This window comes from Allobosea sp. P2_A10 (assembly GCF_056405115.1).
Genome location: NZ_JBFUCS010000001.1, coordinates 80,033 through 105,755, shown reverse-complemented (window position 1 = coordinate 105,755; position 25,723 = coordinate 80,033). Strand labels below are relative to the sequence as shown.

The 25,723-nt window shown below is 66.5% G+C and carries 24 protein-coding genes; 11 read left to right on the top strand and 13 right to left on the bottom strand.

Annotated elements, in window-relative coordinates; genetic code table 11:
- Positions 1-16: 16 nt before the first annotated feature.
- A complete protein-coding gene (locus AC1DZY_RS00575; RefSeq protein WP_476818108.1) occupies positions 17-235 on the bottom strand; it encodes a DUF2783 domain-containing protein in 219 nt (72 codons plus the stop codon).
- The gene (locus AC1DZY_RS00570; RefSeq protein WP_476818107.1) at positions 232-1,839 is read right to left on the bottom strand and encodes an FAD-dependent oxidoreductase; all 1,608 of its coding nucleotides are present in this window, start codon (positions 1,837-1,839) and stop codon (positions 232-234) included. Before AC1DZY_RS00570 ends, AC1DZY_RS00575 begins: the two co-directional genes overlap by 4 nt.
- Here AC1DZY_RS00570 and AC1DZY_RS00565 point away from each other — a divergent pair.
- Together AC1DZY_RS00565 and AC1DZY_RS00560 are read left to right on the top strand one after the other, a co-directional pair.
- Entirely contained in the window at positions 1,823-2,242 is a 420-nt protein-coding gene (locus AC1DZY_RS00565) for a hypothetical protein (RefSeq protein WP_476818106.1), read from the top strand. The two genes, AC1DZY_RS00570 and AC1DZY_RS00565, sit on opposite strands and share 17 nt — an antisense overlap.
- Positions 2,239-2,610, top strand: a complete 372-nt coding sequence (locus AC1DZY_RS00560) for a PIN domain-containing protein (protein WP_476818105.1) — start codon at positions 2,239-2,241, stop codon at positions 2,608-2,610. Before AC1DZY_RS00565 ends, AC1DZY_RS00560 begins: the two co-directional genes overlap by 4 nt.
- Positions 2,611-2,615: 5 nt before the next feature.
- Here AC1DZY_RS00560 and AC1DZY_RS00555 read toward each other — a convergent pair whose 3' ends face one another.
- Complete coding sequence (locus AC1DZY_RS00555) at positions 2,616-3,608, bottom strand: MBL fold metallo-hydrolase (RefSeq protein ID WP_476818104.1); 993 nt, start codon at positions 3,606-3,608, stop codon at positions 2,616-2,618.
- Positions 3,598-4,611: a fumarylacetoacetate hydrolase family protein gene (locus tag AC1DZY_RS00550; RefSeq protein ID WP_476818103.1), complete on the bottom strand. Its 1,014-nt coding sequence runs from the start codon at positions 4,609-4,611 to the stop codon at positions 3,598-3,600. Before AC1DZY_RS00550 ends, AC1DZY_RS00555 begins: the two co-directional genes overlap by 11 nt.
- Positions 4,612-4,674: 63 nt before the next feature.
- On the opposite strand from AC1DZY_RS00550, the gene AC1DZY_RS00545 reads away from it, so the two are divergent.
- Positions 4,675-5,760, top strand: a complete 1,086-nt coding sequence (locus tag AC1DZY_RS00545; RefSeq protein WP_476818102.1) for a TRAP transporter substrate-binding protein — start codon at positions 4,675-4,677, stop codon at positions 5,758-5,760.
- Between the two features lie 146 nt (positions 5,761-5,906).
- Here AC1DZY_RS00545 and hmgA read toward each other — a convergent pair whose 3' ends face one another.
- Positions 5,907-7,265 (bottom strand): homogentisate 1,2-dioxygenase, encoded by a 1,359-nt coding sequence (gene hmgA, locus AC1DZY_RS00540; RefSeq protein WP_476818101.1) that lies wholly within the window; start codon positions 7,263-7,265, stop codon positions 5,907-5,909.
- Positions 7,266-7,389: 124 nt separating this feature from the next.
- On the opposite strand from hmgA, the gene AC1DZY_RS00535 reads away from it, so the two are divergent.
- Complete coding sequence (locus AC1DZY_RS00535) at positions 7,390-7,884, top strand: MarR family winged helix-turn-helix transcriptional regulator (protein WP_476818100.1); 495 nt, start codon at positions 7,390-7,392, stop codon at positions 7,882-7,884.
- Between the two features lie 172 nt (positions 7,885-8,056).
- On the opposite strand, the gene AC1DZY_RS00530 is transcribed toward AC1DZY_RS00535, so the two are convergent.
- On the bottom strand, positions 8,057-9,007 hold the full coding sequence (locus tag AC1DZY_RS00530; protein ID WP_476818099.1) for a phosphoribosylaminoimidazolesuccinocarboxamide synthase: 951 nt from the start codon (positions 9,005-9,007) through the stop codon (positions 8,057-8,059).
- A gap of 301 nt (positions 9,008-9,308) precedes the next feature.
- Between AC1DZY_RS00530 and AC1DZY_RS00525 the strand changes: the two genes are divergently transcribed.
- Complete coding sequence (locus AC1DZY_RS00525) at positions 9,309-10,460, top strand: DUF2865 domain-containing protein (RefSeq protein WP_476818098.1); 1,152 nt, start codon at positions 9,309-9,311, stop codon at positions 10,458-10,460.
- A 192-nt stretch (positions 10,461-10,652) separates the two neighbouring features.
- A complete protein-coding gene (locus tag AC1DZY_RS00520; RefSeq protein ID WP_476818097.1) occupies positions 10,653-11,978 on the top strand; it encodes an MFS transporter in 1,326 nt (441 codons plus the stop codon).
- A gap of 112 nt (positions 11,979-12,090) precedes the next feature.
- Here the strand turns inward: AC1DZY_RS00520 and gltX are convergent, their stop codons facing one another.
- Complete coding sequence (gltX, locus tag AC1DZY_RS00515; protein ID WP_476818096.1) at positions 12,091-13,431, bottom strand: glutamate--tRNA ligase; 1,341 nt, start codon at positions 13,429-13,431, stop codon at positions 12,091-12,093.
- Positions 13,432-13,589: 158 nt separating this feature from the next.
- Here gltX and AC1DZY_RS00510 point away from each other — a divergent pair, with 158 nt between their 5' ends.
- On the top strand, positions 13,590-14,369 hold the full coding sequence (locus AC1DZY_RS00510; protein ID WP_476818095.1) for a hypothetical protein: 780 nt from the start codon (positions 13,590-13,592) through the stop codon (positions 14,367-14,369).
- Between the two features lie 12 nt (positions 14,370-14,381).
- Here the strand turns inward: AC1DZY_RS00510 and AC1DZY_RS00505 are convergent, their stop codons facing one another.
- Entirely contained in the window at positions 14,382-16,121 is a 1,740-nt protein-coding gene (locus tag AC1DZY_RS00505) for an NAD+ synthase (protein ID WP_476818094.1), read from the bottom strand.
- 149 nt (positions 16,122-16,270) lie between these two features.
- Here AC1DZY_RS00505 and AC1DZY_RS00500 point away from each other — a divergent pair, with 149 nt between their 5' ends.
- On the top strand, positions 16,271-17,107 hold the full coding sequence (locus AC1DZY_RS00500) for an outer membrane protein (protein ID WP_476818093.1): 837 nt from the start codon (positions 16,271-16,273) through the stop codon (positions 17,105-17,107).
- A gap of 78 nt (positions 17,108-17,185) precedes the next feature.
- On the opposite strand, the gene AC1DZY_RS00495 is transcribed toward AC1DZY_RS00500, so the two are convergent.
- From AC1DZY_RS00495 to AC1DZY_RS00475, 5 genes are all read right to left on the bottom strand, one after another.
- A complete protein-coding gene (locus AC1DZY_RS00495; RefSeq protein ID WP_476818092.1) occupies positions 17,186-18,568 on the bottom strand; it encodes a class II 3-deoxy-7-phosphoheptulonate synthase in 1,383 nt (460 codons plus the stop codon).
- Between the two features lie 282 nt (positions 18,569-18,850).
- Positions 18,851-19,264, bottom strand: a complete 414-nt coding sequence (locus AC1DZY_RS00490; RefSeq protein ID WP_476818091.1) for a type II toxin-antitoxin system VapC family toxin — start codon at positions 19,262-19,264, stop codon at positions 18,851-18,853.
- A complete protein-coding gene (locus AC1DZY_RS00485) occupies positions 19,261-19,509 on the bottom strand; it encodes a type II toxin-antitoxin system VapB family antitoxin (protein WP_476818090.1) in 249 nt (82 codons plus the stop codon). The genes AC1DZY_RS00490 and AC1DZY_RS00485 overlap by 4 nt, the downstream gene beginning before the upstream one ends.
- A gap of 77 nt (positions 19,510-19,586) precedes the next feature.
- On the bottom strand, positions 19,587-20,954 hold the full coding sequence (gene gor, locus AC1DZY_RS00480) for a glutathione-disulfide reductase (RefSeq protein ID WP_476818089.1): 1,368 nt from the start codon (positions 20,952-20,954) through the stop codon (positions 19,587-19,589).
- Positions 20,947-22,245 carry an O-antigen ligase family protein gene (locus AC1DZY_RS00475; protein WP_476818088.1) on the bottom strand — a complete coding sequence of 433 codons (1,299 nt, stop codon included), beginning with the start codon at positions 22,243-22,245 and terminating at the stop codon, positions 20,947-20,949. The genes gor and AC1DZY_RS00475 overlap by 8 nt, the downstream gene beginning before the upstream one ends.
- Positions 22,246-22,466: 221 nt before the next feature.
- Here AC1DZY_RS00475 and AC1DZY_RS00470 point away from each other — a divergent pair, with 221 nt between their 5' ends.
- From AC1DZY_RS00470 to AC1DZY_RS00460, 3 genes are all read left to right on the top strand, one after another.
- Positions 22,467-23,432: a Bug family tripartite tricarboxylate transporter substrate binding protein gene (locus tag AC1DZY_RS00470; protein WP_476818087.1), complete on the top strand. Its 966-nt coding sequence runs from the start codon at positions 22,467-22,469 to the stop codon at positions 23,430-23,432.
- Between the two features lie 122 nt (positions 23,433-23,554).
- A complete protein-coding gene (locus AC1DZY_RS00465; protein ID WP_476818086.1) occupies positions 23,555-24,031 on the top strand; it encodes a tripartite tricarboxylate transporter TctB family protein in 477 nt (158 codons plus the stop codon).
- Between the two features lie 13 nt (positions 24,032-24,044).
- Positions 24,045-25,544: a tripartite tricarboxylate transporter permease gene (locus AC1DZY_RS00460; RefSeq protein WP_476818085.1), complete on the top strand. Its 1,500-nt coding sequence runs from the start codon at positions 24,045-24,047 to the stop codon at positions 25,542-25,544.
- Positions 25,545-25,723 lie beyond the last annotated feature (179 nt).

The window sequence follows — 25,723 nt, the reverse complement described above, 5'->3', positions numbered from 1 at the left end:
CGGTTGCGGATTGAACCTAGCGCGCCTGCCCTGCCAAGGCCAAGGCTTCCCGCAGCACCGCGAGATCGCCGACCTGATTGGCGAGGATCAGGACGAGGCGGGCGTTGAGGGCCGCGCTTTCCAACTCGCTCAGGTTTCGATGCGCGCGGGCGATCAGCGCAAAGGCCGCGTCGGGGTCGGCGAAGCGCGCCTCATAATCGAGCACCGTGGCGTCGTTCTCGCTGCCTTGCGTCATGGCGACCTGCCCTCCAGGCGCTCGATCGCCTGCTCGACATCGATGCGGCGGGCCTGCCGGAAGCGGGCGGCGACATGTCCGTCCGGCCGCAGCACATAGGCGTCGCCGGGCTCGCTGCGATAGCGCTCGGCGTAGAGACGGGCGCTTTCCGGCGGTTCGCCCCACAGGGCGCAGGGCGGGTTCGCCCAATGGGCGCCGTCGGGCACGAGGCCCGCGCCTCCCTCGCCATGTGCCACCACGACCGGGCGACCGGCGGCGAAGGCCTCGCTGAGCCAGGCGGAAGCCCCCTCGCCCGCTTCGAGCGGCGCATCGAGGAAGGCTGATCCGGGCTCAAGCCCGCCCTGCCAGCCGCGATCGGGCGTCGAGAGCTTTGAGTCGGCATAATGCGTCGGCAGCGAGAGCCGGCCGGAATTGACGAAGCGGCGGGCGAAGGGGGCCTTGGCCGCAAGCGCCAGCGCCGCATCGCGCAGGATGCGCTCGCCGGGCGAACGCGGCGCGATGAAATCGGTGGCGCGGGTCGAGTTCAGGATGTTGTCGTCGGCGGCCTCGACACGCTCGCTGTCATAGCTGTCGATCAACGAGACCGGGCTTTTGCCCTGCAGCACGAGCGCGAGCTTCCAGCCGAGATTGTCGGCGTCCTGGATTCCGGAATTGGCTCCGCGCGCGCCGAAGGGCGAGACCTGATGGGCGGCATCTCCGGCGAAGACGACGCGACCATGGACGAAGCGCTGCAGCCTGCGGCACTGGAAGCGGTACACCGAGACCCATTCGAGCTCGAACCTGTCATGCCCCAGCATCTGCGCGATGCGCGGGCGCACGATCTCGGGACGCTTCTCGTGCTCGGGATCGGCATCGGAGCCGAGTTGCAGGTCGATGCGCCAGATGTCGTCGGGCTGCTTGTGCAGCAGCGCCGACTGGCCGGAATGAAACGGCGGCGCGAACCAGAACCAGCGCTCGACCGGGAAATCGGCCTGCATCCTGACGTCGGCGATGAGGAACTTGTCCTCGAAGGCCTCGCCTGCGAAGTCGAGACCCAGCAGCCCGCGCGTCTGCGAGCGCGCCCCGTCGCAGGCGACGACCCAGCCCGCCTCCAGCAGATAGTCGCCATCGGGCGTCGCGACGGTCAGCAGTACGCCGTCATTGCGGGATTGAAGGCCGCAGACCCGGTTCGACCAGCGCAGGTCGATCAGCGGCTCCGCCAGCGCCGCTTCGACGAGGGCGGCCTCGACATGATATTGCTGGAGATTGATGAAGGCTGGCTGCTTGTGGCCGGCTTGCGGCAGCAGATCGAAGGCGTAGAGCAGGTCCTCGCCATGGAAGACCTTGCCGGCCTGCCAGGTCACCCCTTTGGCGACCATCGGCGCGGCCAAGCCCAGCCTGTCGAAGATTTCCAGCGTGCGCTTGGAAAAGCAGATCGCCCGCGAGCCCTCGCCGATACGATCGGAATCGTCGAGCAGAACGACGGGAACGCCGCGACGCGCCAGATCGAGCGCCAGCGTCAGGCCGACCGGGCCGGCGCCGATGACGGCGACCGGGCGCTGCGCCGGCATAGCGGCGTCCTGATCGGGCGAGCGGCGATAGGCGAAAGTGCGTGAAACGGTCATCGTGTTATGGAACTCACGCCAAACGATGGCGGCTGGTTTGGACCCGCGATCCGTCATACATTCCGTGCGAGGCTTTCACGAGGATCAGGCCATGCGCAAGGCGCAGGTGTTGCTGCGAGAGGACCAGAAGGCGGCGTTGCAGCGGCTCAGCCGCCGCACGGGCCGCAGCCAGAGCGAACTCGTGCGTCATGGCGTCGATCTCGCCATCGCGGACGTGGAAAAGACGAGCCCATCCGAAAAGGCCGCCGACACCAAAGCTGAAAGCGACGATTGGAAGAAAGCCTGGCTCGGCATCGTCGGGCTTTGGGCYGATCGCGACGACATCGATGAGAGACGCGCGCAATTGCGGACGGAGAACCAGCATCGCGACGCCGAACTGCAAAGGCAATGGCGCGCCAAGTGACGAGGTTGCTGGATACGTCGATCATCATAGACGCGCTGCGTGGCGCTGATAGCGCTGTCGCCTTCGCAAAGAACTTGGCGCAGCGGCCCCGGATCTCCGTCATCAGTGTCAGCGAATTGCGTGACGGCCAGAAAGGCGCGGCAGAAATTGCACGGATCGACGCATTCCTCGCGACCGCGATCTTGTACGACGTCACCCGCGACATCGCCGAAATGAGCGGCGGGCTGATGCAGCGCTTTCGAAAAAGCCATGGCCTGACGACGGCCGACGCGCTGATCGCCGCGACCGCGGTTCATCACAGCCTCCAACTCGTCACGCTGAACCTCAAGCATTTCCCAATGTTCCCGGATCTTAAGCGCCCCTACTGACAGCTCTACCCCCGCAGCTCCACCCACATCTGCCGATCGCGTTCGTCGGTCCAGATGCGGGGGTGGTCGAGCCCGCCCGCCTCGTCGTAGGCGCGGCTGACGTTGAAGGGCAGGCAGTGCTCGAAGATGACCCAGTCGCCATAGGACGGCTTCAGCACCGCGTGGACGCGTTCGAAGGTTTCGCGCAGCGAGCGGCCGGCTGAAACGTTGCTCTTCACGGCGTTGAACAGGTCGCTGAGGAAGGCCCGCGTGCCGGCGACGCCATCGGCCACCATCGCCGCGCTGGTCAGCGCCGCGCCGCGGCCCGGCACCATCGCGACGGAGCCGAGCTTGCCGAGAGCGTCGAGCGTGCCCGGCCAATCGGTGAAATGGGCATCGCCGCAATAGGGCGTCGCGCCATATTCCACGAGGTCGCCGGCGAAGGAGACGCCGGCATCGGGAATCCAGGCGACGATGTCGCCGGCGGTGTGGCCCCGCCCGATCTGCATCAGCCTGACCTCGCGCGAGCCGAGCCAGATCGACGCCGTTCCGGCGAATGTCGTGGTCGGCCAGGTCAGGCCTGGCCGAATCGATTCCGCGCCCTGGAACAGGCGTGGAAAGCGGCCGATCTCGCTCGCCTTGTCCTGCTCGCCGCGCTCGACGATCATGTCACGCGCGGCCTGCGAACAGACAATCTGGCCTGCGCCATAGGCCGGCGCGCCGAGCACGCGCACGGCATGGTAGTGCGAGAGCACCACATGGCTGATCGGCTTGTCGGTGACCGCGCGGACGCGGTCGATCACGGTCCGCGCCATCTTCGGCGTCGCCTGCGCGTCGAAGACGAGCACGCTGTTGTCGCCGACGACGACGCCGGTGTTGGGGTCGCCCTCGGCGGTATAGGCGTAGACGCCTTTGCCGATCTCATCGAAGCAAATGGTCTTCTCGCCGAGATCGGCGCTGGAGGCGAAGGCGGGCTTTTGTGTCGTCATGGTCTCGCTCTGCAGGCTGTCATTCGGCATGGGGCAGGATGTCCTGTTCGATCGCGCCGAAGATGGAGTGCCCGGCGGCGTCCTTCATCTCGATGCGGACGCTGTCGCCGAAGCGCAGGAACGGCGTCACCGCCGCACCGCTTGTGATCGTCTCGACCATGCGCTGCTCGGCGATGCAGGCATAGCCGAGCCCGCCTTGCGCCAGCGGACGGCCGGGTCCGCCGCCGGCGTCGCGGTTGGAGACCGTGCCGGAGCCGATGATGGTGCCTGCGCCCAGCGGACGGGTTTTCGCGGCATGGGCGATCAGCGTGCCGAAGTCGAAAGTCATGTCGGCCCCGGCCTCGGGCCGGCCAAAGGGCTTGCCGTTGAGCTGGGTGTGCAGCGGCAGGTGCAGCTTGCCGCCGCTCCAGCTCGCGCCGAGTTCGTCGGGCGTCACGGCTACCGGCGAGAACGCGGTCGGGGGCTTTGACTGAACAAATCCAAAGCCTTTCGCCAGTTCGCTCGCAATCAGATTCCGCAGGCTCACGTCGTTTGCCAGCATCACCAGCCTGATCGCGCCGAGCCCCTGCGCCGCCGTCGCGCCCATCGGAACATCGCCGGTCACGACCGCGATCTCGGCCTCGAAATCGATGCCGTCGACCTCGCTGCGGGCGCGCACCGGCTGACGCGGGCCGAGACTCGAATCCGAGCCGCCCTGATACATCAGCGGGTCGGTCCAGAAGCTCTCGGGCATCTCCGCGCCCCGCGCCTTCCGGACGAGATCGACATGGTTCACGTAAGCGGAGGCATCGAGCCACTGGAAGGCGCGCGGCAGCGGGGCTGCGCAATCATGCTCGTGGAAGCGGAAGGAGGGCACCGCGCCATGCTCCAGGCTCTCCGCGAGATCGGCCAGGCGTGGGGCCAGGCGGTCCCAGTCATCGAGCGCGGCCTGCAGCGTCGGCACCACGGGAAAGGCGTCCGTGGCGCGGGTCAGGTCCCTCGACACCACGACGAGTCGGCCATCGCGACCATGCATAAGCGACGCGAGTTTCATGTCTTTTCATTCCTTCCCCGACACGCCACAAAGGACGCAAGAATTCTTTTGGGAGGTGACCTTATGAAACGTCGCGACTTTTTGAAAACAGGCGCGCTCGTCGCCGCCACGACCCCGGTCGCGATGCCCGCGATCGCGCAGTCGATGCCGGAGGTGAAGTGGCGGCTGACGTCGAGCTTCCCCAAGCAGCTCGACACGATCTACGGCACCGCCCAGATCTTCGCGAAGTTCATGTCGGACGCGACCGACGGCAAGTTCCAGGTCCAGACCTTTTCGGCAGGCGAGATCGTGCCCGGCCTGCAGGCGCTCGACGCCGTGACGTCGGGCACCGTCGAGTGCGCGCATACGCCGACCTATTTCTACATCGGCAAGGAGCCGGCGCTGGGGCTGGGCACAGGCATCCCGTTCGGGTTGAACGCCCGGCAGCAGCATAGCTGGTGGTTCTTCGGCGGCGGCGAGCAGATCGTCAACGAGGCGCTCGCCAAGTTCAACGCCTACTCGATTCCCTGCGGCAATTCCGGCTGCCAGATGGGCGGGTTCTTCCGCAAGGAGATCAACACGCTCGATGATCTCAAGGGCCTGAAATTCCGCATCGGCGGCATGGGCGGCGCGGTTCTGGCCAAGCTCGGCGTGGTGCCGACGCAGATCGCGGCGGGCGACGTCTACCCGGCGCTGGAGCGCGGCACGATCGACGCGGCCGAGTTCGTCGGCCCCTATGACGACGAGAAGCTCGGCTTCGTGAAGGTCGCGCGCAACTACTATTATCCCGGCTGGTGGGAGGGCGGCGCGATGCTGCACCTCGTCATCAACCAGGACCAGTGGAAGAAGCTGCCCAAGCACTACCAGGCGATCGTCGCCCATGCCTGCGAGGCGGCCAATAACTGGATGCTGGCGAAGTACGATTTCGTGAACCCGGGCGGCCTGCGCCGGCTCGTCGCCCAGGGCGCGCAACTTAAGGCCTTCCCGCTGCCGGTCATGGAAGCGGCGCTGAAGGCGGCGGAAGAGTACTACGCCGAGACCTCGGCCAAGAGCGAGCTGTTCAAGAAGGGCTATGAGTCGATGGTCGCCTTCCGCGGCGAGAACCTGCTCTGGTGGCAGGTCGCGGAGCTGTCCTACGACTCGTTCATGAACCGGCTGAAGGCGCGCTGACCCTAATTTCGCCCTCGACGTCATTCCGGACAAGCCGCGCAGCGGCGCCGATCCGGAATCCATCGTAAGGCGTTTCGGTCCTCTACGATGGATTCCGGGTCTCTGCTTCGCTGCGCCCGGAATGAAGGCGGTGATTTGGGGCGGTTTCACCAAGCTTCGCGTTTCGTCGGATCGAAGCGCTTTTTCAGCCCGTCCCAGCAGGCGGCGTAATCGGGCTGGAGCTGCGGCAGGCCGGCGGCGTAACCGGTGACGCGCTGGGGAAAGCGCGTCTCGAACATGAAGGCCATGGTGCCGGTGAGCTTGACCGGCTTCAGCTCGACGGTCGCGGCGTGACCGTAAGCCTGCGCGTCGGGGCCATGCGGCAGCATCATGTTGTGCAGGCTGAAGCCGCCGGGCGTGAAGCCCTCGGGCTTGGCGTCGTAGACGCCGTAGATCAGCCCCATGAACTCCGACATGATGTTGCGGTGGTACCAGGGCGGCCGGAACGTGTTTTCGGCCACCATCCAGCGCTCGGGGAAGATGACGAAGTCGATATTTGCGGTGCCGGGCGTCTCGGACGGCGCGGTCAGAACCGTGAAGATCGACGGATCGGGATGGTCGAAGCCGATCGCGCCGACCGGCGAATAGGTCCGCAGATCGTATTTGTAGGGCGCGTAGTTGCCGTGCCAGGCGACGACGTCGAGCGGCGACTGGCCGATCGGCGTCGAGAAGATCTCGCCGCCCCATTTGGCGTAGAGCGTGGACGCTTCCTCGATGTCCTCATAGGCCGCGACGGGGGTGAGGAAATCGCGCGGATTGGCGAGGCAGTTGGCGCCGATCGGGCCGCGATCGGGCAGCGTGAACGAGCCGCCATAGTTCTCGCAGACATAGGCGCGGGCCAAGCCGTCGATCAGCTCGCAGCGGAAGACGACGCCGCGCGGGATGATCGCGATCTCGCCGGGCTCGATCTCTATGACGCCGAACTCGGTGAAGAAACGAAGCCGCCCCTCCTGCGCCACGACGAGATATTCGCCGTCGGCGTTGAAGACGTATTCGCGCTGCATCGAGGCGGTGACGAACAGCATATGCGCGGCCATGCCGCCTTGCGTGTCGGCATCGCCGGCCGTGGTCAGGGTCGCGAGTCCTTTGAGGAAGGTCGTCGGTTCGGCAGGAAGCGGGATGGGGCTCCAGCGCATCTGGCCGAGCGCAGGATCGGTCTCGTCGCGGCAGGGCGCGGTGCGGATCAGACCCTTGTCGACCTTCGTCCAGCGCCCGCCATGCTTGACGCTGGGGCGGATGCGATAAAGCCAGGAGCGTTCGTTGGAGGAGCGCGGCGCAGTGAAGGGCGAGCCGGACAACTGCTCCGCATAGAGCCCGTAGGCCGGCTTCTGCGGCGAGTTGCGCCCGACCGGCAGCGCGCCCGGCAGGTTCTCGGTCTCGAAGGAGTTGCCGAAGCCGGACATGTAGCGCGGTTTCGTCCGCATCGCCTCGGTCGTCGTTTCGGCGGGTCTGGTCTGGATGTTCATCGGCTCTCTCCTGCCTCGCCCGCTTGCCCCGTTCGCCAGCCGGCTTTGACAAGCGCGACGGTTGCGGAATGATCGCGTGCGACGTCTCGCTTCCCTGCCTCCCGATTAGTTGCAAGTGAAACTAATGTCAACGAAAGCTCCTGCTCCCGAGCCCGACTCCGCTTTGCGGCTGGAGCGCTTCCTGCCCTATAGGCTGAACGTGGTCGGCTTTTTCGCCAGCCGCGCGCTCGGGCGCATCTATGGCGCGCATTTCGGCATCGATATCGCGCAATGGCGGGTGATCGCGCAGCTCGGCGAATTCGGCACGCTGACGGCGCGCGACATCGGTGAGCTCGCCCAGATGCACAAGACCAAGGTTTCGCGGGCCGTCACCGAACTCGAGGGACGCGGGCTGGTCTCGCGCAGCGCCAACCGCAAGGACCGGCGCGAATCCTTCGTCGCGCTCACAGCAGCCGGCAGGCGCATCTATGCCGAGATCGTGCCGCTGGCGCTCGCGTTCGAGGCGCGCTGGACCGAAGGTATCGCGCCCGACGAGATCAAGGTGTTCGAGCGCGTGCTCTCGACGCTGACCGAGCGCGGGCGGCACCTCGCGGGTGGGTATCGCGACGAGGAGGGGTGAGGGAACGGGCTGCCTCTTCCCTACCCTCCCACAGCCTCATTCCGAGGAGCCGCGCAGCGGCGTCTCGAAGGATGATCCAGAATGCCCCGCCATCACGAGCTGGAGCATCCTTCGAGACGCAGCCTCTGGCTGCTCTTCAGGATGAGGGCTGAGGGGAAAGGCAGGACAGCCTTTAGAAATACCGCGCCAGATTGCGCCTGATCCGCTCCAGCGGCGGTTCGCCCTTCGGCGGCGGCGCGAAGGCCGTGCCCGTGATCATCTCGAAGGCCCTGACATAGACGCCCGACGTCTGCGCGATCAGCTCCGGCGGGATCGGCGGCAGCTCGTCGTTGTAGGGATCGCAGCGGGCGACAACCCAGTTGCGGACGAAGTCCTTGTCGAAGGATTCAGGCTTGCCGCCCGAGGCGAAGCGCTCGTCGTAACTGCCGGCGAACCAGTAGCGGCTCGAATCGGGGGTATGGATCTCGTCGGCCAGCATGATCGTGCCGTTCTTGTCGGTGCCGAATTCGTATTTCGTGTCGGCGAGGATGAGCCCGCGCTCACGCGCCATGGCCTGGCCGCGCTTAAACAGCGCCAGCGCATAGCCGGAGACGGTGTCCCATTGCGCCTGCGTCAACAGACCGCTCTCGACGATGCCCTTCGCCGTCAGCGGCTCGTCATGGCCGCCGTCGAAGGCCTTGCTGGTCGGGGTGATGACGGCCTGCGGCAGCGCCTCGTTGTCGCTTAAGCCATCGGGGAAGCGCAGGCCGTACATCTCGCGCGCGCCCTGCTTGTACATGGTCAGGATCGAGGTGCCGGTGGTGCCGGCGAGATAACCGCGCACGATGATCTCGACGGGCAGGATGTCGAGCAGGCGGCCGACGACGACGTTGGGATCGGGATATTCCAGCACATGATTGGGACAGATGTCGGCGGTGTGCTCGAACCAATAGCGCGCGACCTGCGTCAGGACCTGGCCCTTCAGGGGGATCGCGGCGATGGCGCGATCGAAGGCGCTCAGCCGGTCGGTCGAGATCAGGATGCGGCGGCCATCGGGCAGATCATAGTTCTCGCGGACCTTGCCGCGATAATAGCTCGGCAGCTCGGGAATGACGGCCTCTTCGAGGGCTGGAAAATCGGACATGGACGTCACTTCATGAAAAACGGGAGGAGCGCGCGGCGCGGCTGGCCGCATCCGCCGTTCTAGCGACAAGATTAGGCGTGCACCACCGTGCCGCATGGCCAACGGCCAATTGCCGCCTTTCGGCAAATATGGCATGCGGATGAGACTGCGGTGATCGCGAATCTGTGTCGCCCTGCTGCAGGGGCCTCCATAGTTCCGTCGCGTTTGGTCGGCGATATAACGGGCGAACGGCACTCGATACGGCAAGAGCCGGATTCGATGCGCCGTAATCCGGCAAGCAGGTGATGTGGCCCGTTACGCGATGATCTCTTCCCTCTCCCGACGCTTCGCAGCGGTGCTGCTCGCGCTGGCCGGCCTTGGCGGCGCGGCGTTCGCGCAGTCGCCGGCATGCAGCGCCTGGCGCTCCGAGCTTGCCAGCCTGCAGGGTCAGGGCGGCGATGCGCGTTCGGCGCAGGCCGCGCAGCGCGCCGGCAGCCAGCTCGCCCAGGCCACCGCCCAGTATCGCGGCATGGGCTGCGAGCGTGGCTTCTCGTTCTTCGGCGAAGGGGCGCCGCCGCAATGCGGCTTCCTGCGTCAGCAGATTGGGCAGTTGCAGGCGCAATACGGCGCACTGCAGCGACAGGCGCAGGGCGGCGGCGATCCGCAGCGGCGCGCCCAGCTTCAGGCTGCGATCGAGAACAACTGCCGGCCGCAGCAGCGCGGCTTCTTCGAGACCATCTTCGGGCTCGAGCCGCGTCGCGGCGAGATCGACACCACCTTGCCCGAACTCCAGCCCGAGCAGCCGCTGGAGCCGGAAAAGCCGCGTCAGGGCGGGCCGCAGACGGTCTGCGTGCGCAGCTGCGACGGCTTCTTCTTCCCGCTCGCCAACAATGCCGGCAACGCCGACGAGATGTGCCAGGCGCTTTGCCCAGGCTCGGAAACCAGCGCCTTCGGCATGACCAATGGCGGCGATGTCCAGAACGCCGTCTCGCGCAGCACCGGCCAGCCCTATCAGTCGCTGCCCAATGCCGGGAAATTCCAGCGCAGCTTCGACGCCGCCTGCACCTGCCGGGGCCAGGGCCAGAGCTGGTCGCAGGCGCTGAAGGAGGCCGAATACCTGCTCGACAAGCGCAAGGGCGACGTCATCGTCAGCGAGCAGCGCGCAGCCGAACTGTCTCGTCCGCGCGAAGCCAAGGTCGACCCCAAGCGTCGCGGCGCGCCCGCTCCGGCCGCCACGGTGCAGCCGGCCGCCGTGCCGGATATCCCCGACGAAAAGCCGCTGCCCTCGGAGAACTCGCCGACCTCGGGCACCGAATCGGCCGGTGTCGGCCCCAGTTCGGTCGGCGAGAAGGTTCTCGACAAGGGCGACGGCCTTCGGCGCGAAACCCGCAGCGTCACCGGCGAGAAGCGCACGGTCAGGATCGTCGCCCCCAATCTCGCGCCCAACCTCGCGCCGTCGATTCTCAGGCCGTAAGACCTGGCGAGCGCTCCATGCGCCCTGGCCATGCCTACCCCATGAAAACCGGGCAGGCCGTCGCTGGACGCATGAGACTGGCGCGCGCATAAAGGCTTATCCCGCCGATCGGGGACGCCGAAAGATCGTGCCTGCCGCGTTTGCCCGGCTCGACGAATATCTCTCTGACGACCCCAAGCCCCAGAGGCCGCCATGTCAGAGACGATTGCGCCCGCGCACCCCCACCCGATCGAATTCGACGACGCCAAGCGCCGGATCAAGGCGATTTTCGTCGGCTCGGTCGGCAATCTGGTCGAGTGGTACGATTTCTACGCCTACACGGCGTTTGCGCTGTATTTCGCGCCGGCCTTCTTCCCCTCCAGCGATCCGGTGGTGCAGCAGCTCAATGCGGCGACGCTGTTTGCGGCGGGCTTCATCGTGCGTCCGCTCGGCGGCTGGCTCTTCGGACATCTGGCTGACCGCTACGGCCGGCGGCTGTCGCTGACGGTGTCGGTGGTGATGATGTGCTTCGGCTCGCTGATCATCGCGGTGACGCCGACCTATGCCTCGATCGGCTTTGCCGCCCCTGCCCTGCTGGCGCTGGCGCGCGTCATCGAGGGGCTGAGCCTGGGCGGCGAATACGGGGCGAGCGCGACCTATCTTTCGGAAGTCGCCGACCCCGAGCATCGCGGCTTCTATTCGAGCTTCCAGTACGTCACGCTGATCGGCGGCCAGCTCACCGCGATCCTCGTGCTGCTGCTCCTGCAGAACGTCTTTCTGACGCATGATCAGCTTGTCGCCTGGGGCTGGCGCATCCCCTTCGTGATCGGCGCGGCGCTGGCGATCATCGCGATGTTCATGCGCCGGCACATGCAGGAGACCGATGCCTTCACCACGGCCAACAAGAACCCGGTGAAACGCGAAAGCTCGATCCGGGGCCTGCTGAAATATCCCCGCGAGGTCGCGATCGTGGTCGGGCTGACGGCCGGCGGCACGGCGGCGTTCTACACCTTCACCACCTATATGCAGACCTTCGTGAAGCAGACCGTCGGCCTGTCCGACCTGACCACGACCTATGTCATCGCCGGCTCGCTGATCTTCGCGGCGGTCCTCCAGCCGATCTATGGTGCGATCTCCGACCGCATCGGCCGCAAGCCGCTGCTGATCTTCTTCGGCGTCGCCGGCACGCTCCTGACCGTGCCGATCCTGACCACGCTGGCGGGCACGAAATCGCCCTGGATCACGTTCCTGCTGATCTCGGGCGCCTGGGTGTTCGTGGCGGCCTACACCTCGATCAACGCCGTGGTGAAGGCGGAGCTGTTCCCGACCTCGATCCGCGCCACCGGCATCGCCGTCCCCTACGCCTTCACGGTGTCGATCTTCGGCGGCACCGCGCCGGCGATCGCGCTCTGGTTCAAGCAGCAGGGCCACGAGCAGTGGTTCTACTACTACCTCGCCGGCGTGATCTTCTTGTCGCTGCTGGTCTATTCGACGATGCGCGACACCAAGCATGCGACGGCGATGGACCGGCACGATTGAGGGGCGCGGTCACGTCATGGTCGGGCTTGACCCGACCATCTCGGAAACCAGTGTCTTCTCTCCTGAGATTCTCGGGTCGTCGCTACGCGCCGCCCGAGAATGACGGGCTGCGTCAGGCCGCCTCGCCCGCCAGCCGCTTCAGCGCCTTGTCGCGCCCGATCAGCGGCAGCAGCGCCGAGAGCTCCGGGCCATGCTCCAGCCCGGTCAGCGCAAGGCGCAGCGGCATGAACAAGGCCTTGCCCTTGGCCCCGGTCGCGGCCGCGACGGCCTGCGTCCAGCTTTTCCAGGTGGTGGCGTCGAAGGGCTCCGGCGGCAGGACGGCGGCCGCAGCCGTAGCGAAGGCCGCGTCGGTCAAGACGGGTTCGAGCGGCCCCTCGACGACCCCCGCCCATATGGCGGCGTCGTCCAACCTGCCGAGATTGCCGCGCACCGCCAGCCAGAACGGCTCGTCCACGGAGATGCCGAGCGCGGAAAGCCGCTCGCCGACCGCCGCATAGGGCAGATGATGCAGGGTGCGAGCGCTCAGCGTCTCCAGCTCGTGCTCGTCGAACTTCGCCGGCGCGCGCGAGACGTGGGAGAGCTCGACCAGGCCGGCCAGTTCGTCGAGGCTCGCGACCGGCCGAACCGCATCGGACGATCCGACGAGGACAGCGAGCGCCGCGACCGCCAATGCCTCGATGCCGGCCTCGCGCAGGCCGCGCAGCGAGAGATGGCCAAGCCGCTTCGAGAGCCCCTCCCCGCTCGCAGTGGTCAGCAGGTTGTGGTGGCCGAACACGGGAACATCTGCGCCCAGCGCCTCGAAGATCTGAATCTGCACCGCGGTGTTGGTGACATGGTCCTCGCCGCGGATGACATGGGTCACGCCGGTGTCGGCGTCGTCGACGACGGAGGGCAGCGTGTAGAGATAGCTGCCATCCTCGCGGACCAACACAGGGTCCGACAAAGAGGCGCAATCGACATGGGCCTCGCCACGCACGAGATCGGTCCAGCCGACGCTGCGCGCGTCCAGCAGGAAGCGCCAATGGGCCTTGCGGCCCTCGGCTTCGAGCCTCGCCCTGTCCTGCGCGGTCAGCTTCAACGCGGCGCGGTCATAGACCGGCGGCAGGCCGCGCGCGAGCTGCCGCTTGCGGCGGCGGTCGAGTTCGTCGGCTGTCTCGTAGCAGGGATAGAGCCGGTCAGAGGCGCGCAGGGCTGCGGCAGCTGCGTCATAGACCGCCAGCCTGTCGGACTGGCGCGCCGTGAGATCGGGCACGATGCCGAGCCATGCCAGATCCTCCGCAATGGCCTGGGCGAATTCCGGCGTCGAGCGCGCCAGATCGGTGTCGTCATAGCGCAGCAGGAAGCGCCCGCCATGGCGGCGCGCGAAGAGCGCGTTGAACAGCGCCGAGCGGGCGTTGCCGATATGGAGATAGCCGGTCGGGGACGGCGCAAAGCGGACGAGCGGGGATGCCATGGCCGGCGCTTGTGGCGCGGGACAGGCGCGAGGGCAAGGGCGGCGACCGCCGGGAGAGCGGCGCGGGCCGGCTTTTCCGAAGAAAGAATCGACAAGCACCCAGATTGACGCAAGGTTAGCGGACGAAGGCGGCGGGCTGTCCGCGGGCGGAGGCGAGGATGAGCATCACGGCTTCAGTCGGGTTCGGCGGCAAGAACACCGTTCCCGATACGCGTCTGGTCCAGGCGATGATCAACCCGCAGGCCGCCACACTTGGCATCGCCCTGCTCGATGTCGACGGCGATTGCGGGCCGCTGACCAGAGGTGGCATCAAGCGCTACCAGCAGTTCTTCCTGAACATGCCGAGTCCGGATTCCCGGGTCGATCCCGGCGGCAAGACCTTCCAGCATATGGCCAACAACCCGGCCCCGGCCGGCGTCGTGGTGAGCGCGACGCGCCTGCCGGTGACGCTCAAAGCCAGTGACTTCCTGCAGGCGCCGGTTGTGGTGGATCCGGCGGACGGGACGGCGCAGGACGCCTACACCGCCTTCGAATACGAAATATTCGACAAGGGCGCCCGCATGGTCGGGACCGACTATGCCTTCGGCGTGCCCAACGAGATCGAAGTCTGGCCGAATGCCCAGGTGCGGATCGGCGTGACGCTGACCCCGACCCTGCTCGCGCATGAGCAATTCCATTACGATGTCGGCTTCGTCGTCTGCCGGGCCCTGGCGCATCAGCTCACCATAGCCCGTGCGCCGACGATCGGCGGGCTGGTGACGCAGCTCAACAGCCTCGTCAACCTGCACATAAAAAAGCGCGTCAAGCTGATCCAGCGCCGCTACGACGTCGACACCCAGCACGGCCTCAACGCCATGTACCAGCGCATCTGGCTCGACCGGATGACCGCCTGCCTCGCCAATCCGGCATCGAACCAGATCGGCGGGTTTTGGTTGTAGGGCTGCCGGTTCTCAGAAGTCGAAGCTTTCGCCGCCGGCCTTGCCCACGCCCTTGACCAGAGCCGCGTCGGGCTCGTGCGCGGGGTCGCCTGCGTCGCCGAAGCGGTTGACGATCGGGTAGCGCCGGTCGCGGCCGAGATTGCGCCCGGTGACCTTCACCCCCGGCGCGGCCTGCCGGCGCTTGTATTCGGCGCGATGCAGCAGGCGCTCGACCGCGACGACCGTCTCCAGCGCATGCCCGCGCGCGACGATGTCCGCGACACGCAATTCCAGCTCGATCAGGCAGGTCAGGATATCGTCGAGCACCTCATAGGCCGGCAACGTGTCCTGATCGGTCTGACCTTCGCGCAGTTCGGCGCTGGGCGGCTTTGCCAGAATACTCGCGGGGATGACGACACCATCGGGCCCAAGCGCGCCTTCCGGCTTCCAGCGGTTGCGCAAGGCCGAAAGGCGGAAGACGGCAGTCTTGTACAGGTCCTTGATCGGGTTGAAGCCGCCGTTCATGTCGCCATAGAGCGTGGCGTAGCCGCAGGACATCTCGGACTTGTTGCCGGTGGTGACCAGCATCCAGCCGAAGCGGTTGGAGAGCGCCATCAGCAGTGTGCCGCGTGTCCGGCTCTGCAGGTTTTCCTCGGTGATGCCGGGTTTGCCACCCGCGAACATCCGAGACAGCGCCGCCTCGAAGCCATCGACCGGCCCGGAGATGGGGATCGTTTCATAACGCACGCCAAGCGCGCGGGCGCAGGCAGCGGCATCGTCGAGGCTCTGCTGCGCCGTGAAGCGCGACGGCATCATCACGCAGGTGACTCGATCCGGACCGAGCGCATCGACCGCGATCGCGGCGCAGAGCGCGGAATCGATCCCGCCCGACAGGCCGAGCACGACGCCGGGAAAGCCGGTCTTGCCGACATAGTCGCGCAGGCCCAGCACGATGGCGGCATAGTCGGCCTCGTCGCCGGTCTCGACCATGGCCGCCTCGCCCGGGCGGCAGCGCCATTGCCCGGCTTCACGCTGCCACTGCGTGACGACGAGCGCTTCGCGAAAGGCCGGCAGTTGGAGGCCCAGCGTGCGGTCGGCGTTCAGCACGAAAGAGGCGCCGTCGAAGACGAGTTCGTCCTGACCGCCGATCTGGTTGAGATAAACCAGTGGCAGGCCCGTCTCGACCACGCGGGCAACGGCGACATTCATGCGCTCGTCGCCGACGCCACGGCGAAACGGCGAGCCATTGGGAACCAGTAGCAGCTCCCCGCCGGTCTCGGCCAGGCATTCCGCCACCTCCTCGCTCCAAATGTCCTCGCAGATCGGCAGGCCGAGCCTGACCTTGTCGCGAAACACCACGGGGCCGGGCAACGGGCCGGGCGAGAACACCCGGGCTTCGTCGAAGACGCCATAGTCGGGCAGCGCCACCTTGAAGCGGACCGACTGAATGACGCCGCCATCAAGCAGCGCATAGGCGTTGTAGAGCTTTTCGCCCTCCCGCCAGGGCAGGCCGATCAGCAAAGCGGGGCCGCCATCGCCGGTTTCGCGCGCCAGTTCCTCACAGGCCCTGCGGCAGGCATCCTGGAACGCCGGCTTCAGCACCAGATCTTCCGGCGGGTAGCCGCAGAGGACGAGTTCAGGAAACATCACGAGTTCGGCGCCGGCCTGCCCTGCCGATCCGCGCGCCGCGCGGATCCTGTCGGCATTGCCGGCGATGTCGCCGAGTGTCGGGTTCAGCTGCGCAAGCGCGAGGCAGAGAGAGGTCGCGGTCATGGCGTCGCCTGTAGCGCGGGCAGCCGGGGCCAGCAATGCACGTCAAGCGCGCGCTGGCCATGCGGCGTTTAACCAGTCGTTAGGGTTAATCGCGCATGAATAGCCTCGTGTCGGACGGTGACGATGACCGACCGCCTTGGAGGCACCTCATGCGTATCCGCTCGTTCATGCTCGCCGCCGTCGCGATGACCAGCTTCGTTCCGCTCGCGGACGGCCCGGCGCGAGCCGCCGACTATCCCGTCCTGCGTGGATCGCAGGTCGAGGATGCGCCGCCGCCGCGTGATTTCGAAAGCAGCTTCAGCTGGACCGGGTTCTATGTCGGTGGGTTCGCCGGCCAGACGCAGACCCGATTCCGGACGGACAGGGGCGTCATCGACATCGCCAACGGACTGTTCAACGCCAACGCGATCCTGAATCAGCTGACTCCGGGCGAACTCGTGCGGACCTCCCCGCGCGACGACAGAGGCACGACCTTCGGCGGTTTCCTCGGCTACAATATGGCATTCGGCGACGCGGTCATCGKCATCGAGGGCGAGTATTCGCGCATCGATCAGGAGACCACTGCGTCGACGATCGAAGGGCGCACGGTGTCGGGCGGCGGCCTGATCGTTTCGTCGCAGCAAAACGCCAAGCTCAACGACTACGTCAATGCGCGGCTGCGCTTCGGTTACGCCTATGGCCGGATCATGCCGTATTTCACGGTCGGCGCGGCGGCCGGGCGCTTCGACACCAACATCTCCGCCAGCGCCGACTATTTCAGCATCGCGGGCACGACCCGAACCAGCTATTTCGGCTATCCGCGGACGATCGGCGGACCCAAGACCGACGTCTGGGGCTATGGCATGAGCATCGGCGGCGGCGTCGAAGCTGCTCTGGCCGACAACATCGTCCTGCGCGGCGAGTATCTCTTCACGCGCTTCAACAACGTCGAGGGCGTCACGGTGAACGTGAACACCGCCCGTGTCGCGGCGGCGCTGAAATTCTGATCGACCGCACGTCGCGCCAGCATGAAGAAGGCCGGGCGCAAGCCCGGCCTTCTTCGTTTTCAATCCGCGGCCGCGAGGCTATTCAGCCGCCTCGACCTCGGGCCGCGCCCGCCCTGACCGCTCGCGCTTGACCAGTTCGGCCACAAGGAACGCCAGCTCCAGCGCCTGCTCAGCGTTGAGGCGCGGGTCGCAGAAGGTGTGGTAGCGGTCGTTGAGATCCGCATCGGTCATGCCGCGCGCGCCGCCGGTGCATTCGGTGACGTTCTTGCCGGTCATCTCCAGATGCAGGCCGCCGGCATGCGTCCCTTCCGCCTGGTGAACGGCGAAGAAGTTCTTCACCTCGGTCAGGATCAGGTCGAAGGGCCGGGTCTTGTAGTTGCCGGCCTTGACCGTGTTGCCGTGCATCGGATCGCAGGACCAGACGACGTTGCGGCCTTCCCGCTTGGTGGCGCGCACCAGCGCGGGGAGGTTGTCGAAGACCTTGTCGGCGCCAAAGCGCGCGATCAGCGTCAGGCGACCGGGCTGGTTTTGCGGATCGAGCACCTCGATCAGCTTCATCAGCCCATCGGCCGTCATCGACGGCCCACATTTCAGGCCGATCGGATTGCGGATGCCGCGGAAGAACTCGACATGGGCGTGGTCGAGCTGGCGCGTGCGGTCGCCGATCCAGACCATGTGGCCGGAGGTGTCGTACCAGTCGCCGCTGGTCGAATCGACGCGGGTCATCGCCTGCTCGTAGCCGAGCAGCAGCGCCTCGTGGCTGGTGTAGAAATCCGTGGTCCGCATCTCCGGATGCGTCTCCGGATCGAGGCCGATGGCACGCATGAAGTCGAGCGTCTCGGTGATCCGCTCTGCGACCTCGTTGTAGCGCGACGAGGCGGGCGCATCCTTGACGAAGCCGAGCATCCAGCGATGCGCATTCTCGAGATTGGCGTAGCCGCCGGTCGCGAAGGCGCGGATCAGGTTCAGCGTCGCCGCCGACTGCCTGTAGGCTTCGAGCTGCCGGCGCGGATCGGGGATGCGCGACGCGGCCGTGAACTCGTTGTCGTTGACGATGTCGCCGCGATAGCTCGGCAACTCGACGCCACCGATCGTCTCGGTGGGCGTCGAACGCGGCTTGGCGAACTGGCCGGCGATGCGCCCGACCTTCACCACCGGCGAACCGCCGGCGAAAGTCAGCACCACCGCCATCTGCAGGAACAGCCGGAAGAAATCGCGGATGTTGTCGGCCGAATGCTCGGCGAAGCTTTCGGCACAGTCCCCGCCCTGGAGCAGGAAGGCCTCGCCGCTTGCGACTTTCGCGAGAGCCTTCTTCAGTTTGCGCGCCTCACCCGCAAAAACCAGCGGCGGAAAGCCGGCGAGCTGCTGCTCGACCGCCTTCAAGGCTGCCTGATCCGGATATTCCGGCATCTGCTGGACAGGCTTTGCCCTCCAGCTCTCGGGCGTCCACCGCTCGGACATTGCGTCTTGCTCCTGCTTCGAAATCGCGCGGCCATTAACCTCATCTCAGCGCGAAGGCGGGCCTATACACCCATGGCGGCGCGATGGCCACCGCCAAGCGCGGACCCCGAGGCGGCGCTCGGCACGCATCATGGTTGGCGAAAGCTTAATCATTTCAAGGCGCTGCGGGCATTCGCTGCGGTATCGATTCCGGTTGTTGAGATCGCGATTCAAGATCATCGACCGGCGATTCAAGGCGTTCGGATTTTGAATCATCCGAAACTGGCGCGCGTCTACGCGCCCTCAGGCCGGCTCGATATCGGTCCGGCCGAAATCATCGCCCTTGAACAGGAGCGACGCCTTGAGATGCTTGGCCGTCGCATAGGAGAAGCAGTCGCCGAGATTGAGGATGCCGGGGCGGCCGGCGCCCATGCCGTAGCGCTCAGCGGCGGCCACCGCGAGCGCGGTGATCTCGACGTCAGGCGCAATGGGTGCGATTGCCGTCAGCTTGCAAAATCCCATCGCCAGTTCGAATGCGCGGTCACGCGTCACGCGATGAATACGGGCGACAGCGCTTGCGGCTTCCCAAAGCGTTACAGTCGAGGCGTAGCGCGATCCGGGCCCTCGCGGAAAACGTTCCAAGCGTTGCGAGAGCGCCTCGCCATCGCTCTCTCGCCCCAGGATGGCGGCGATCGCCGAGGCATCGACGACGATCACAGCCTCTCCGACTCGCCGTTTATTTCGTCATAGAAGGCTCGGTCAGCCACCAATCCCGTTTTGCCTGCCTTTTTCAACTCTTCATGAATCGGAGCCAGCTTTTCCCACAGCGTCGGTTCGGCAGCTTCGCGCTCTGCCTTCTCTACCAGCGCCAGCCGGATGATCTCCGTCACACCCGTGCCGTGCCGCCGCGCCAAATCGCGCGCCAGCGTCTCCACGGCCTCGTTCTTGATGCTTAGACCCATTGCTGCATCTCTATTCTAGAAAGGATTTACTGCATTCTAGAATAGCACCGACCTGTCGCTTTCGCAAACGGTCTTGCTCACCCCGTCCGAGCCGTCCGCATCGTCACGAGTTCCTCGGCCGCGCTGGGATGCAGCGCGATGGTGGCGTCGAAATTGGCCTTGGTCGCGCCCATCGTCACGGCGATGGCCACCGCCTGGATGATTTCGCCGGCATCGTGGCCGAGGATGTGGACGCCGAGCACCTTGTCGGTTTTCGCGTCGACGACGAGCTTCATGTAGATGCGCTCCTGCCGGCCCGAGATCGTCGCCTTCATCGGGCGGAAGCCCGATTCGAAGATGCGCAGCTCATGGCCTGCCGCGATGGCCTGCTGCTCGGTCAGGCCGACCGTGCCCACTTCAGGCGTGGTGAAGACAGCGGAGGCGACGAGGTTGTGCTTCATGCGCCAGGGCTTGCCGCCAAAGGTCGAGTCGGCGAAAGCGTGCCCCTCGCGGATAGCGACCGGGGTCAGGTTGATGCGGTTGGTGACGTCGCCGACGGCATGGATCGAGGGCACGCTGGACGCGGAATTCTCGTCGACGATGATCTCGCCGACCCGACCCAGCTTCACGCCGGCCTGCTCCAGCCCAAGGCCTGACGTATGCGGCTTGCGGCCCGTGGCGACGAGCACGACATCGGCGTCGATCGGCTCGCCCTTGGCGCAATGGGCGCGGCGGGTTCCATCCGCGAGCCGTTCGATGCGGTCGATCGTGCAGCCGAGGCGGAAACGGATGCCGGCATGGGCCAGCGCCTCGTGCAGGCGGGTGCGGATGTCCTCGTCGAAGCCGCGCAGGACATTGTCGCCGCGATGCAGCACGGTGACGTCGACGCCCAGCCGCACGAACACGCTGGCGAATTCGAGCGCGATATAGCCGCCGCCGACGACAAGCAGGCGCTTCGGCAGGCTCGGCAGATGGAAGATTTCGTTCGAGGAGATACCGAGTTCGCCGCCGGGAATCGGCGGGTCGAATGTCGGCCAGCCACCGGTCGCGACGAGAATGTGCCGGGCGCTGATCGTCTCGCCGCTCTTCTGCAACCGGACTGTATTGGGTCCGGCGACGACCGCCCGTTCCTCGCGGATCGCGACCTTCGCGCCTTCGAGACCCTTGCGGTAGAGGCCGGAGAGGCGTGTCACCTCATTGGCGACTGCGTCTCGAAGGATTGGCCAGTCGAAGCTGGGCTTTGAAAGCGTCCAGCCGAAGCCGGCAGCGTCCTCGAAATCCTCGGCGAAGCGGCTGGCGTAGACGAAGAGCTTCTTGGGCACGCAGCCGCGGATGACGCAGGTGCCGCCGATGCGGTCCTCCTCAGCGATCATCACTTTGGCGCCATGGCCAGATGCGATGCGGGCGGCCCGCGTGCCGCCGGAGCCGGCCCCGATGACGAAAAGGTCGACGTCGAATTCAGCCATGTCCATGTCCTTCTTCGTCAGGCGCGCCGCGCGCGCCGGTTCGACGCGGTTGCAGCAGCACGACGGCGAGCACGAGCGCCGCGATCCACCAGCCCTGCCATGCGCCATGGCCGATGGAGGCGACAGCGAAGGCGGCGGCGAAGAGCGCAAGCCGCGGCGCCAGATCGCGCGCCGGCAATCCGCGCAGCCGGGCCAGACAGGCCAGGCCTGCGAAAGCCAGAAGCGCAGCGCCGACGAGCCCGGTCTCGGCCCAGGCCTGGAGCGGGGCGCTGTGAGGGTGGCCGACCGCCAGCATTGCGCGACGTTCGGCTGAGACGGCGGCCGCGACCGGATGGTTTTCCAGCGCAGCAGTCGCCCCGAAGCCCGAGCCGATCAGCGGGCGCGCGCGAATGGCCTCGCCGAAGCTCAGCCAGATATCGACCCGGTCGCGAGAATGCGTATCGGCGAGCTTCTGATGGACCGAGGCTGGAATCGCCCGGTCGACGAGTTCGCCGAAGACGGGGGCAAGCAGCATCGTCGCGGCGAAGCCGAGCGCGACTGCGGCAAGCATCAGGCGAGGCGCAAACCGCGTCGCTATCCAGATCGCGGCGAGCACCAGCAGGCCGAGCTTGGCCGCCCCACTTTCGGAAAACCAGATCGCGGAGCAGACGGCCAGCGCCAGCAGCAGGCACAACGCCCGGTCCAGAAACGCGCCCGGCCGGCGCGGCCAGAGATTGGGCAATACGGCCACCGTCAGGAACAGGCCGGTCAGGACGGGGCGGTTGAAGATGTCGGTGCGTTCGATGCCCTTGCCGAGCCCGAGCGCGAGACGCTGCGACAAGCCCGTCGCGAGTTCGAGCAGAATGAGACAGCAGGCCGCGACCAGCGTCAGCGCCAGCGCCCGCCACAGCGTCGCATCCGGGCGCATCTGGCGGCTCGCCACGACGATGACGCCGCAAAATAAAGGCAAAGCGAGTTCGCCCCACGCCGCCAGGCCGGCCGCCGGGCGGTGGCTCCAGGCCAGCGAGACCAGCGCCCAGACCAGGAACACAGTCAGCGCAAGCCCGATCGGACTCGTGACCAGGCCGCGCAGACGGGCGAGAACCGGATGCAGCCCCTCCCCCAGCAGCGCGGCCGCGAGCAGGCCGGCAGCAGCCAGCCCCAGCATGAGCGGCGACGAGCGGTTCGCGATCCACATCGCGAGCGGCAGAGCGACAACGAACCCGACGCCGAGCGTGCGCCCGACTCGCTCCAGCAAAGCCGGAGTGGCCGTTTGCGAAGGGGTTTTGCCCATGGCGGGGACCGTGTTCATGCGGCATGCGCTTACGCGATCGGGCCGCACTCGCCTAGAGGCGCGAGCGTTCACATCCATGTGCCGGGCCGACGCGTCGGCGCAGGCCAAGCGCGCGCTCCATGAATCTGCTCGACTTAACATTGTTCAATCAGGCGCAATTGACGAGATCGGCGATACGATGCGACAGCTTGCCCCGTGCGCCATAATTTTCGCGGAAAGCCGCGACGGGAGGACTATTCATGCTCGCATCCATCTTGAAGCGCAGCGCCGTGACGGCGGTTGCTCTGGCCGGCCTGACGACGGCGGCCTTCGCCCAGCTCGAACTGAAGATCATGGCCCCTGCGGCCCCCGGCGGCGGCTGGGACGGCACGGCGCGCTCGATGCAGCAGGTGCTGATGGCGTCCGGCATCGCCAAGAGCGTTCAGGTCAACAACGTCAATGGCGCCGGCGGCACGATCGGCCTCGCGCAGTTCGTCAACGGCTCGAAGGGCGACGGCTCACAATTGATGGTCAACGGCTTCGTCATGGTCGGCGCCATCCTGCTCAACAAGTCGCCGGTCAATCTGAGCCAGATCACGCCGATCGCGCGCATCACCGCCGAGGCCGAGGTTATCGTCGTCCCGACCGATTCGCCGATCAAGACCGCCAAGGACCTGGCCGATCGCGTCAAGGCCGACCCGGCCAAGGTGACCTGGGCCGGCGGTTCGGCTGGCGGCGTCGACCACATCATGGCGGCGCTGTTTGCCGGCGCGGTCGGGGCCGACGCGACCAAGGTCAACTACATCCCGTTCTCGGGCGGCGGCGAGGCGCTCGCGGCGATGCTCGGCGGGCGCGTCACGGCCGGCATCTCCGGCTATGGCGAGTTCGAGGGCCAGATCAAGGCCGGCAAGCTGCGCGTGATCGGCGTGAGCTCGGGCGCGCGTCTCCCCAATGCGCCGGACGCCCCGACCCTGAAGGAGGGCGGCGTCAATCTCGAAGTGCTGAACTGGCGCTCGGTGATGGCGCCTGCCGGCATCACACCCGACCAGCGCAAGGTCCTCTCGGACGCGATCGAGAAGATGGTCAAGACCAAGGAATGGGCCGAGGTGCTGAAGGCACGCGGCTGGGACGACGCCTATCTCGGCGGCGCCGCCTTCGAGACCTTCCTGAAGGACGAAGACACCCGCGTCACCAAGGTGCTCAAGGATGTCGGCCTGGTGAAGTGAGGCCAAACCACAAAACGACTTGACGAAAGGGCCGCTCAAGCGGCCCTTTCTGTCCTGAACGAACCAACGCCGGAGCAACCGGCGCGATGCCTTTAGAAGCGATGGGGAGCGCCGAGACCAGAATGAACCAGGATATCGCCACAGGCCGGATAGACCGGCCTGCCCTCGTCGTCGCAGCGCTGCTCCTGATCGCGGCCGCATTCGTCGCCTATGACGCACATTCGCAAACCATCACGTCGACCTACGGCATCGGCCCCACCGCCATGCCCTATGTCGTCGCCATCGTGCTCGGCGTACTCGGCCTCTGCCACGTCTTCATCGCCTTCCGCGACGGGCTGCCGAAGCCCGACACGGTCGATATCAAGACCATTCTCTGGCTCGGCGGCGGGCTCGTCGGCCTGATCGCCTGCATCGGGCTCGGCGGCGGCTTCATTCTCGCGACAGCGCTGATCTTCTCCTGCACCGCGCGTTCCTTCGGGCGCGAAGCTTTTGCCGTCGATTTCGCCATCGGCGCGGTGCTGGGCCTCGCGATCTTCCTGATGTTCTCGAAGCTGCTGCAGCTCACGCTGCCGTCCGGCCCTCTCGAAAACCTGCTTTAGAGGAGTCGCGGACATGGATACCTTCGCCTCCCTGATGCACGGCTTCACCGTCGCGCTCGAACCCTCGAAGATGCTGTTTTGCCTGATCGGCGTGTTTCTCGGCACCGCTGTCGGCGTCTTGCCCGGCATCGGCCCGGCGCTGACCGTCGCGCTGCTGCTGCCGGTGACCTTCAAGCTCGATCCGGCCGGCTCGATGATCATGTTCGCCGGCATCTATTATGGCGGCATGTATGGCGGCTCGACGACCGCGATCCTGATCAATGCGCCTGGTGAAAGCGCATCATTGGCAACCGCGCTCGAAGGCTCGAAGATGGCCAAGGCCGGGCGCGGCGGGCCGGCTCTCGCGACCTCGGCGATCGGCTCCTTCGTCGCCGGCACGATCGCGACGCTGGGGCTTGCGTTCCTCGCGCCCTGGCTCGTCGAGATTGCGGTCAAGTTCGGGCCGTGGGACTATTTCGGCCTGATGATCCTCGCCTTCGTCACGGTCTCCGCGACCTTCGGCGATTCGCCCTTGCGCGGCCTGACCTCGCTCGCGATCGGCGTGACGCTCGGGCTCGTCGGCATCGACAAGCTGACCGGACAGGCGCGGCTGACCTTCGGCGTGCCCGAACTGCTCGACGGCGTCGAGGTGACGACGCTGGCGGTCGGGCTCTTTGCTGTCGGTGAAGCGCTCTATGTCGCGTCGAAACGCTTCCGCGACCCCGAGGAGATCGTGCCGATCAAGGGCTCGCTCTGGATGACCAAGGAGGACTGGAAGCGCTCCTGGGCGCCTTGGCTGCGCGGCACCGCCTTCGGCTTCCCGATCGGCGCGCTGCCGGCCGGCGGCGCGGAGGTTCCGACCTTCCTGAGCTATTCGACCGAGCGCAAGCTCTGCAAATATCCCGGCGAGTTCGGCAATGGCGCGATCGAGGGCGTGGCAGGGCCCGAAGCGGCCAACAACGCCTCGGCTGCGGGCACGCTGGTGCCGCTGCTGACGCTCGGCCTGCCGACCTCGGCGACGGCGGCGATCATGCTGGCGGGCTTCCAGCAATACGGCCTCAACCCCGGCCCTCTGCTCTTCGCCGAACGACCGGACCTGGTCTGGGGCCTGATCGCCTCGCTGTTCATCGCCAACACCATGCTGGTGGTCATCAACCTGCCGCTGATCGGGCTCTGGGTCCGGCTGCTGGCGATCCCGCAGCCCTGGCTCTATGCCGGCATTCTCGTCTTCGCGGCGATGGGCACGCTCGCAGTCAAGGCCTCGGTCGTCGAGCTCTCGATGCTGTTCGTCTTCGGGTTCCTCGGGTTCCTGATGCGGCGCTACGACTATCCGGTCGCGCCGATGGTGGTCGGGCTGATCCTGGGACCGATGGCTGAGGCGCAGCTCAGGCGTGCGCTGCAGATCAGCCTCGGCGATCCGATGATCCTGCTGGAGAACCCGATCTCGGCGACACTGCTGGCCTTGGCCTTCATCGGCCTCGTCGCGCCCTTCGTGATGCAGGGGCTGAACCGGTTCAAGGCGTCGGAGGACTGACGCCGCCGGCGATTCGAGCGTGCTGCTGTCTCCCGGAACCCGGGCGTCCTCATCCTGGACAAGCCGCGTAGCGGCGCAGCTCCGGGATGCATCGTAAGGCGCCGCCTCTGCTCTACGATGGATCCCGGGTCGAGCTTCGCTCGCCCGGGATGACGGGTGTGGTTCCGAGCTCAATCAGC

Bases quoted from the DNA above. Each gene is read 5' to 3' on its own strand.
- AC1DZY_RS00575 (WP_476818108.1), bottom strand. From the start codon at position 235: ATGACGCAAGGCAGCGAGAACGACGCCACGGTGCTCGATTATGAGGCG.
- AC1DZY_RS00570 (WP_476818107.1), bottom strand. From the start codon at position 1,839: ATGACCGTTTCACGCACTTTCGCCTATCGCCGCTCGCCCGATCAGGAC.
- AC1DZY_RS00555 (WP_476818104.1), bottom strand. From the start codon at position 3,608: ATGCCGAATGACAGCCTGCAGAGCGAGACCATGACGACACAAAAGCCC.
- AC1DZY_RS00550 (WP_476818103.1), bottom strand. From the start codon at position 4,611: ATGAAACTCGCGTCGCTTATGCATGGTCGCGATGGCCGACTCGTCGTG.
- AC1DZY_RS00545 (WP_476818102.1), top strand. From the start codon at position 4,675: ATGAAACGTCGCGACTTTTTGAAAACAGGCGCGCTCGTCGCCGCCACG.
- hmgA (WP_476818101.1), bottom strand. From the start codon at position 7,265: ATGAACATCCAGACCAGACCCGCCGAAACGACGACCGAGGCGATGCGG.
- AC1DZY_RS00535 (WP_476818100.1), top strand. From the start codon at position 7,390: ATGTCAACGAAAGCTCCTGCTCCCGAGCCCGACTCCGCTTTGCGGCTG.
- AC1DZY_RS00530 (WP_476818099.1), bottom strand. From the start codon at position 9,007: ATGTCCGATTTTCCAGCCCTCGAAGAGGCCGTCATTCCCGAGCTGCCG.
- AC1DZY_RS00525 (WP_476818098.1), top strand. From the start codon at position 9,309: ATGATCTCTTCCCTCTCCCGACGCTTCGCAGCGGTGCTGCTCGCGCTG.
- AC1DZY_RS00520 (WP_476818097.1), top strand. From the start codon at position 10,653: ATGTCAGAGACGATTGCGCCCGCGCACCCCCACCCGATCGAATTCGAC.
- gltX (WP_476818096.1), bottom strand. From the start codon at position 13,431: ATGGCATCCCCGCTCGTCCGCTTTGCGCCGTCCCCGACCGGCTATCTC.
- AC1DZY_RS00510 (WP_476818095.1), top strand. From the start codon at position 13,590: ATGAGCATCACGGCTTCAGTCGGGTTCGGCGGCAAGAACACCGTTCCC.
- AC1DZY_RS00505 (WP_476818094.1), bottom strand. From the start codon at position 16,121: ATGACCGCGACCTCTCTCTGCCTCGCGCTTGCGCAGCTGAACCCGACA.
- AC1DZY_RS00495 (WP_476818092.1), bottom strand. From the start codon at position 18,568: ATGTCCGAGCGGTGGACGCCCGAGAGCTGGAGGGCAAAGCCTGTCCAG.
- AC1DZY_RS00485 (WP_476818090.1), bottom strand. From the start codon at position 19,509: ATGGGTCTAAGCATCAAGAACGAGGCCGTGGAGACGCTGGCGCGCGAT.
- gor (WP_476818089.1), bottom strand. From the start codon at position 20,954: ATGGCTGAATTCGACGTCGACCTTTTCGTCATCGGGGCCGGCTCCGGC.
- AC1DZY_RS00475 (WP_476818088.1), bottom strand. From the start codon at position 22,245: ATGAACACGGTCCCCGCCATGGGCAAAACCCCTTCGCAAACGGCCACT.
- AC1DZY_RS00470 (WP_476818087.1), top strand. From the start codon at position 22,467: ATGCTCGCATCCATCTTGAAGCGCAGCGCCGTGACGGCGGTTGCTCTG.
- AC1DZY_RS00465 (WP_476818086.1), top strand. From the start codon at position 23,555: ATGAACCAGGATATCGCCACAGGCCGGATAGACCGGCCTGCCCTCGTC.
- AC1DZY_RS00460 (WP_476818085.1), top strand. From the start codon at position 24,045: ATGGATACCTTCGCCTCCCTGATGCACGGCTTCACCGTCGCGCTCGAA.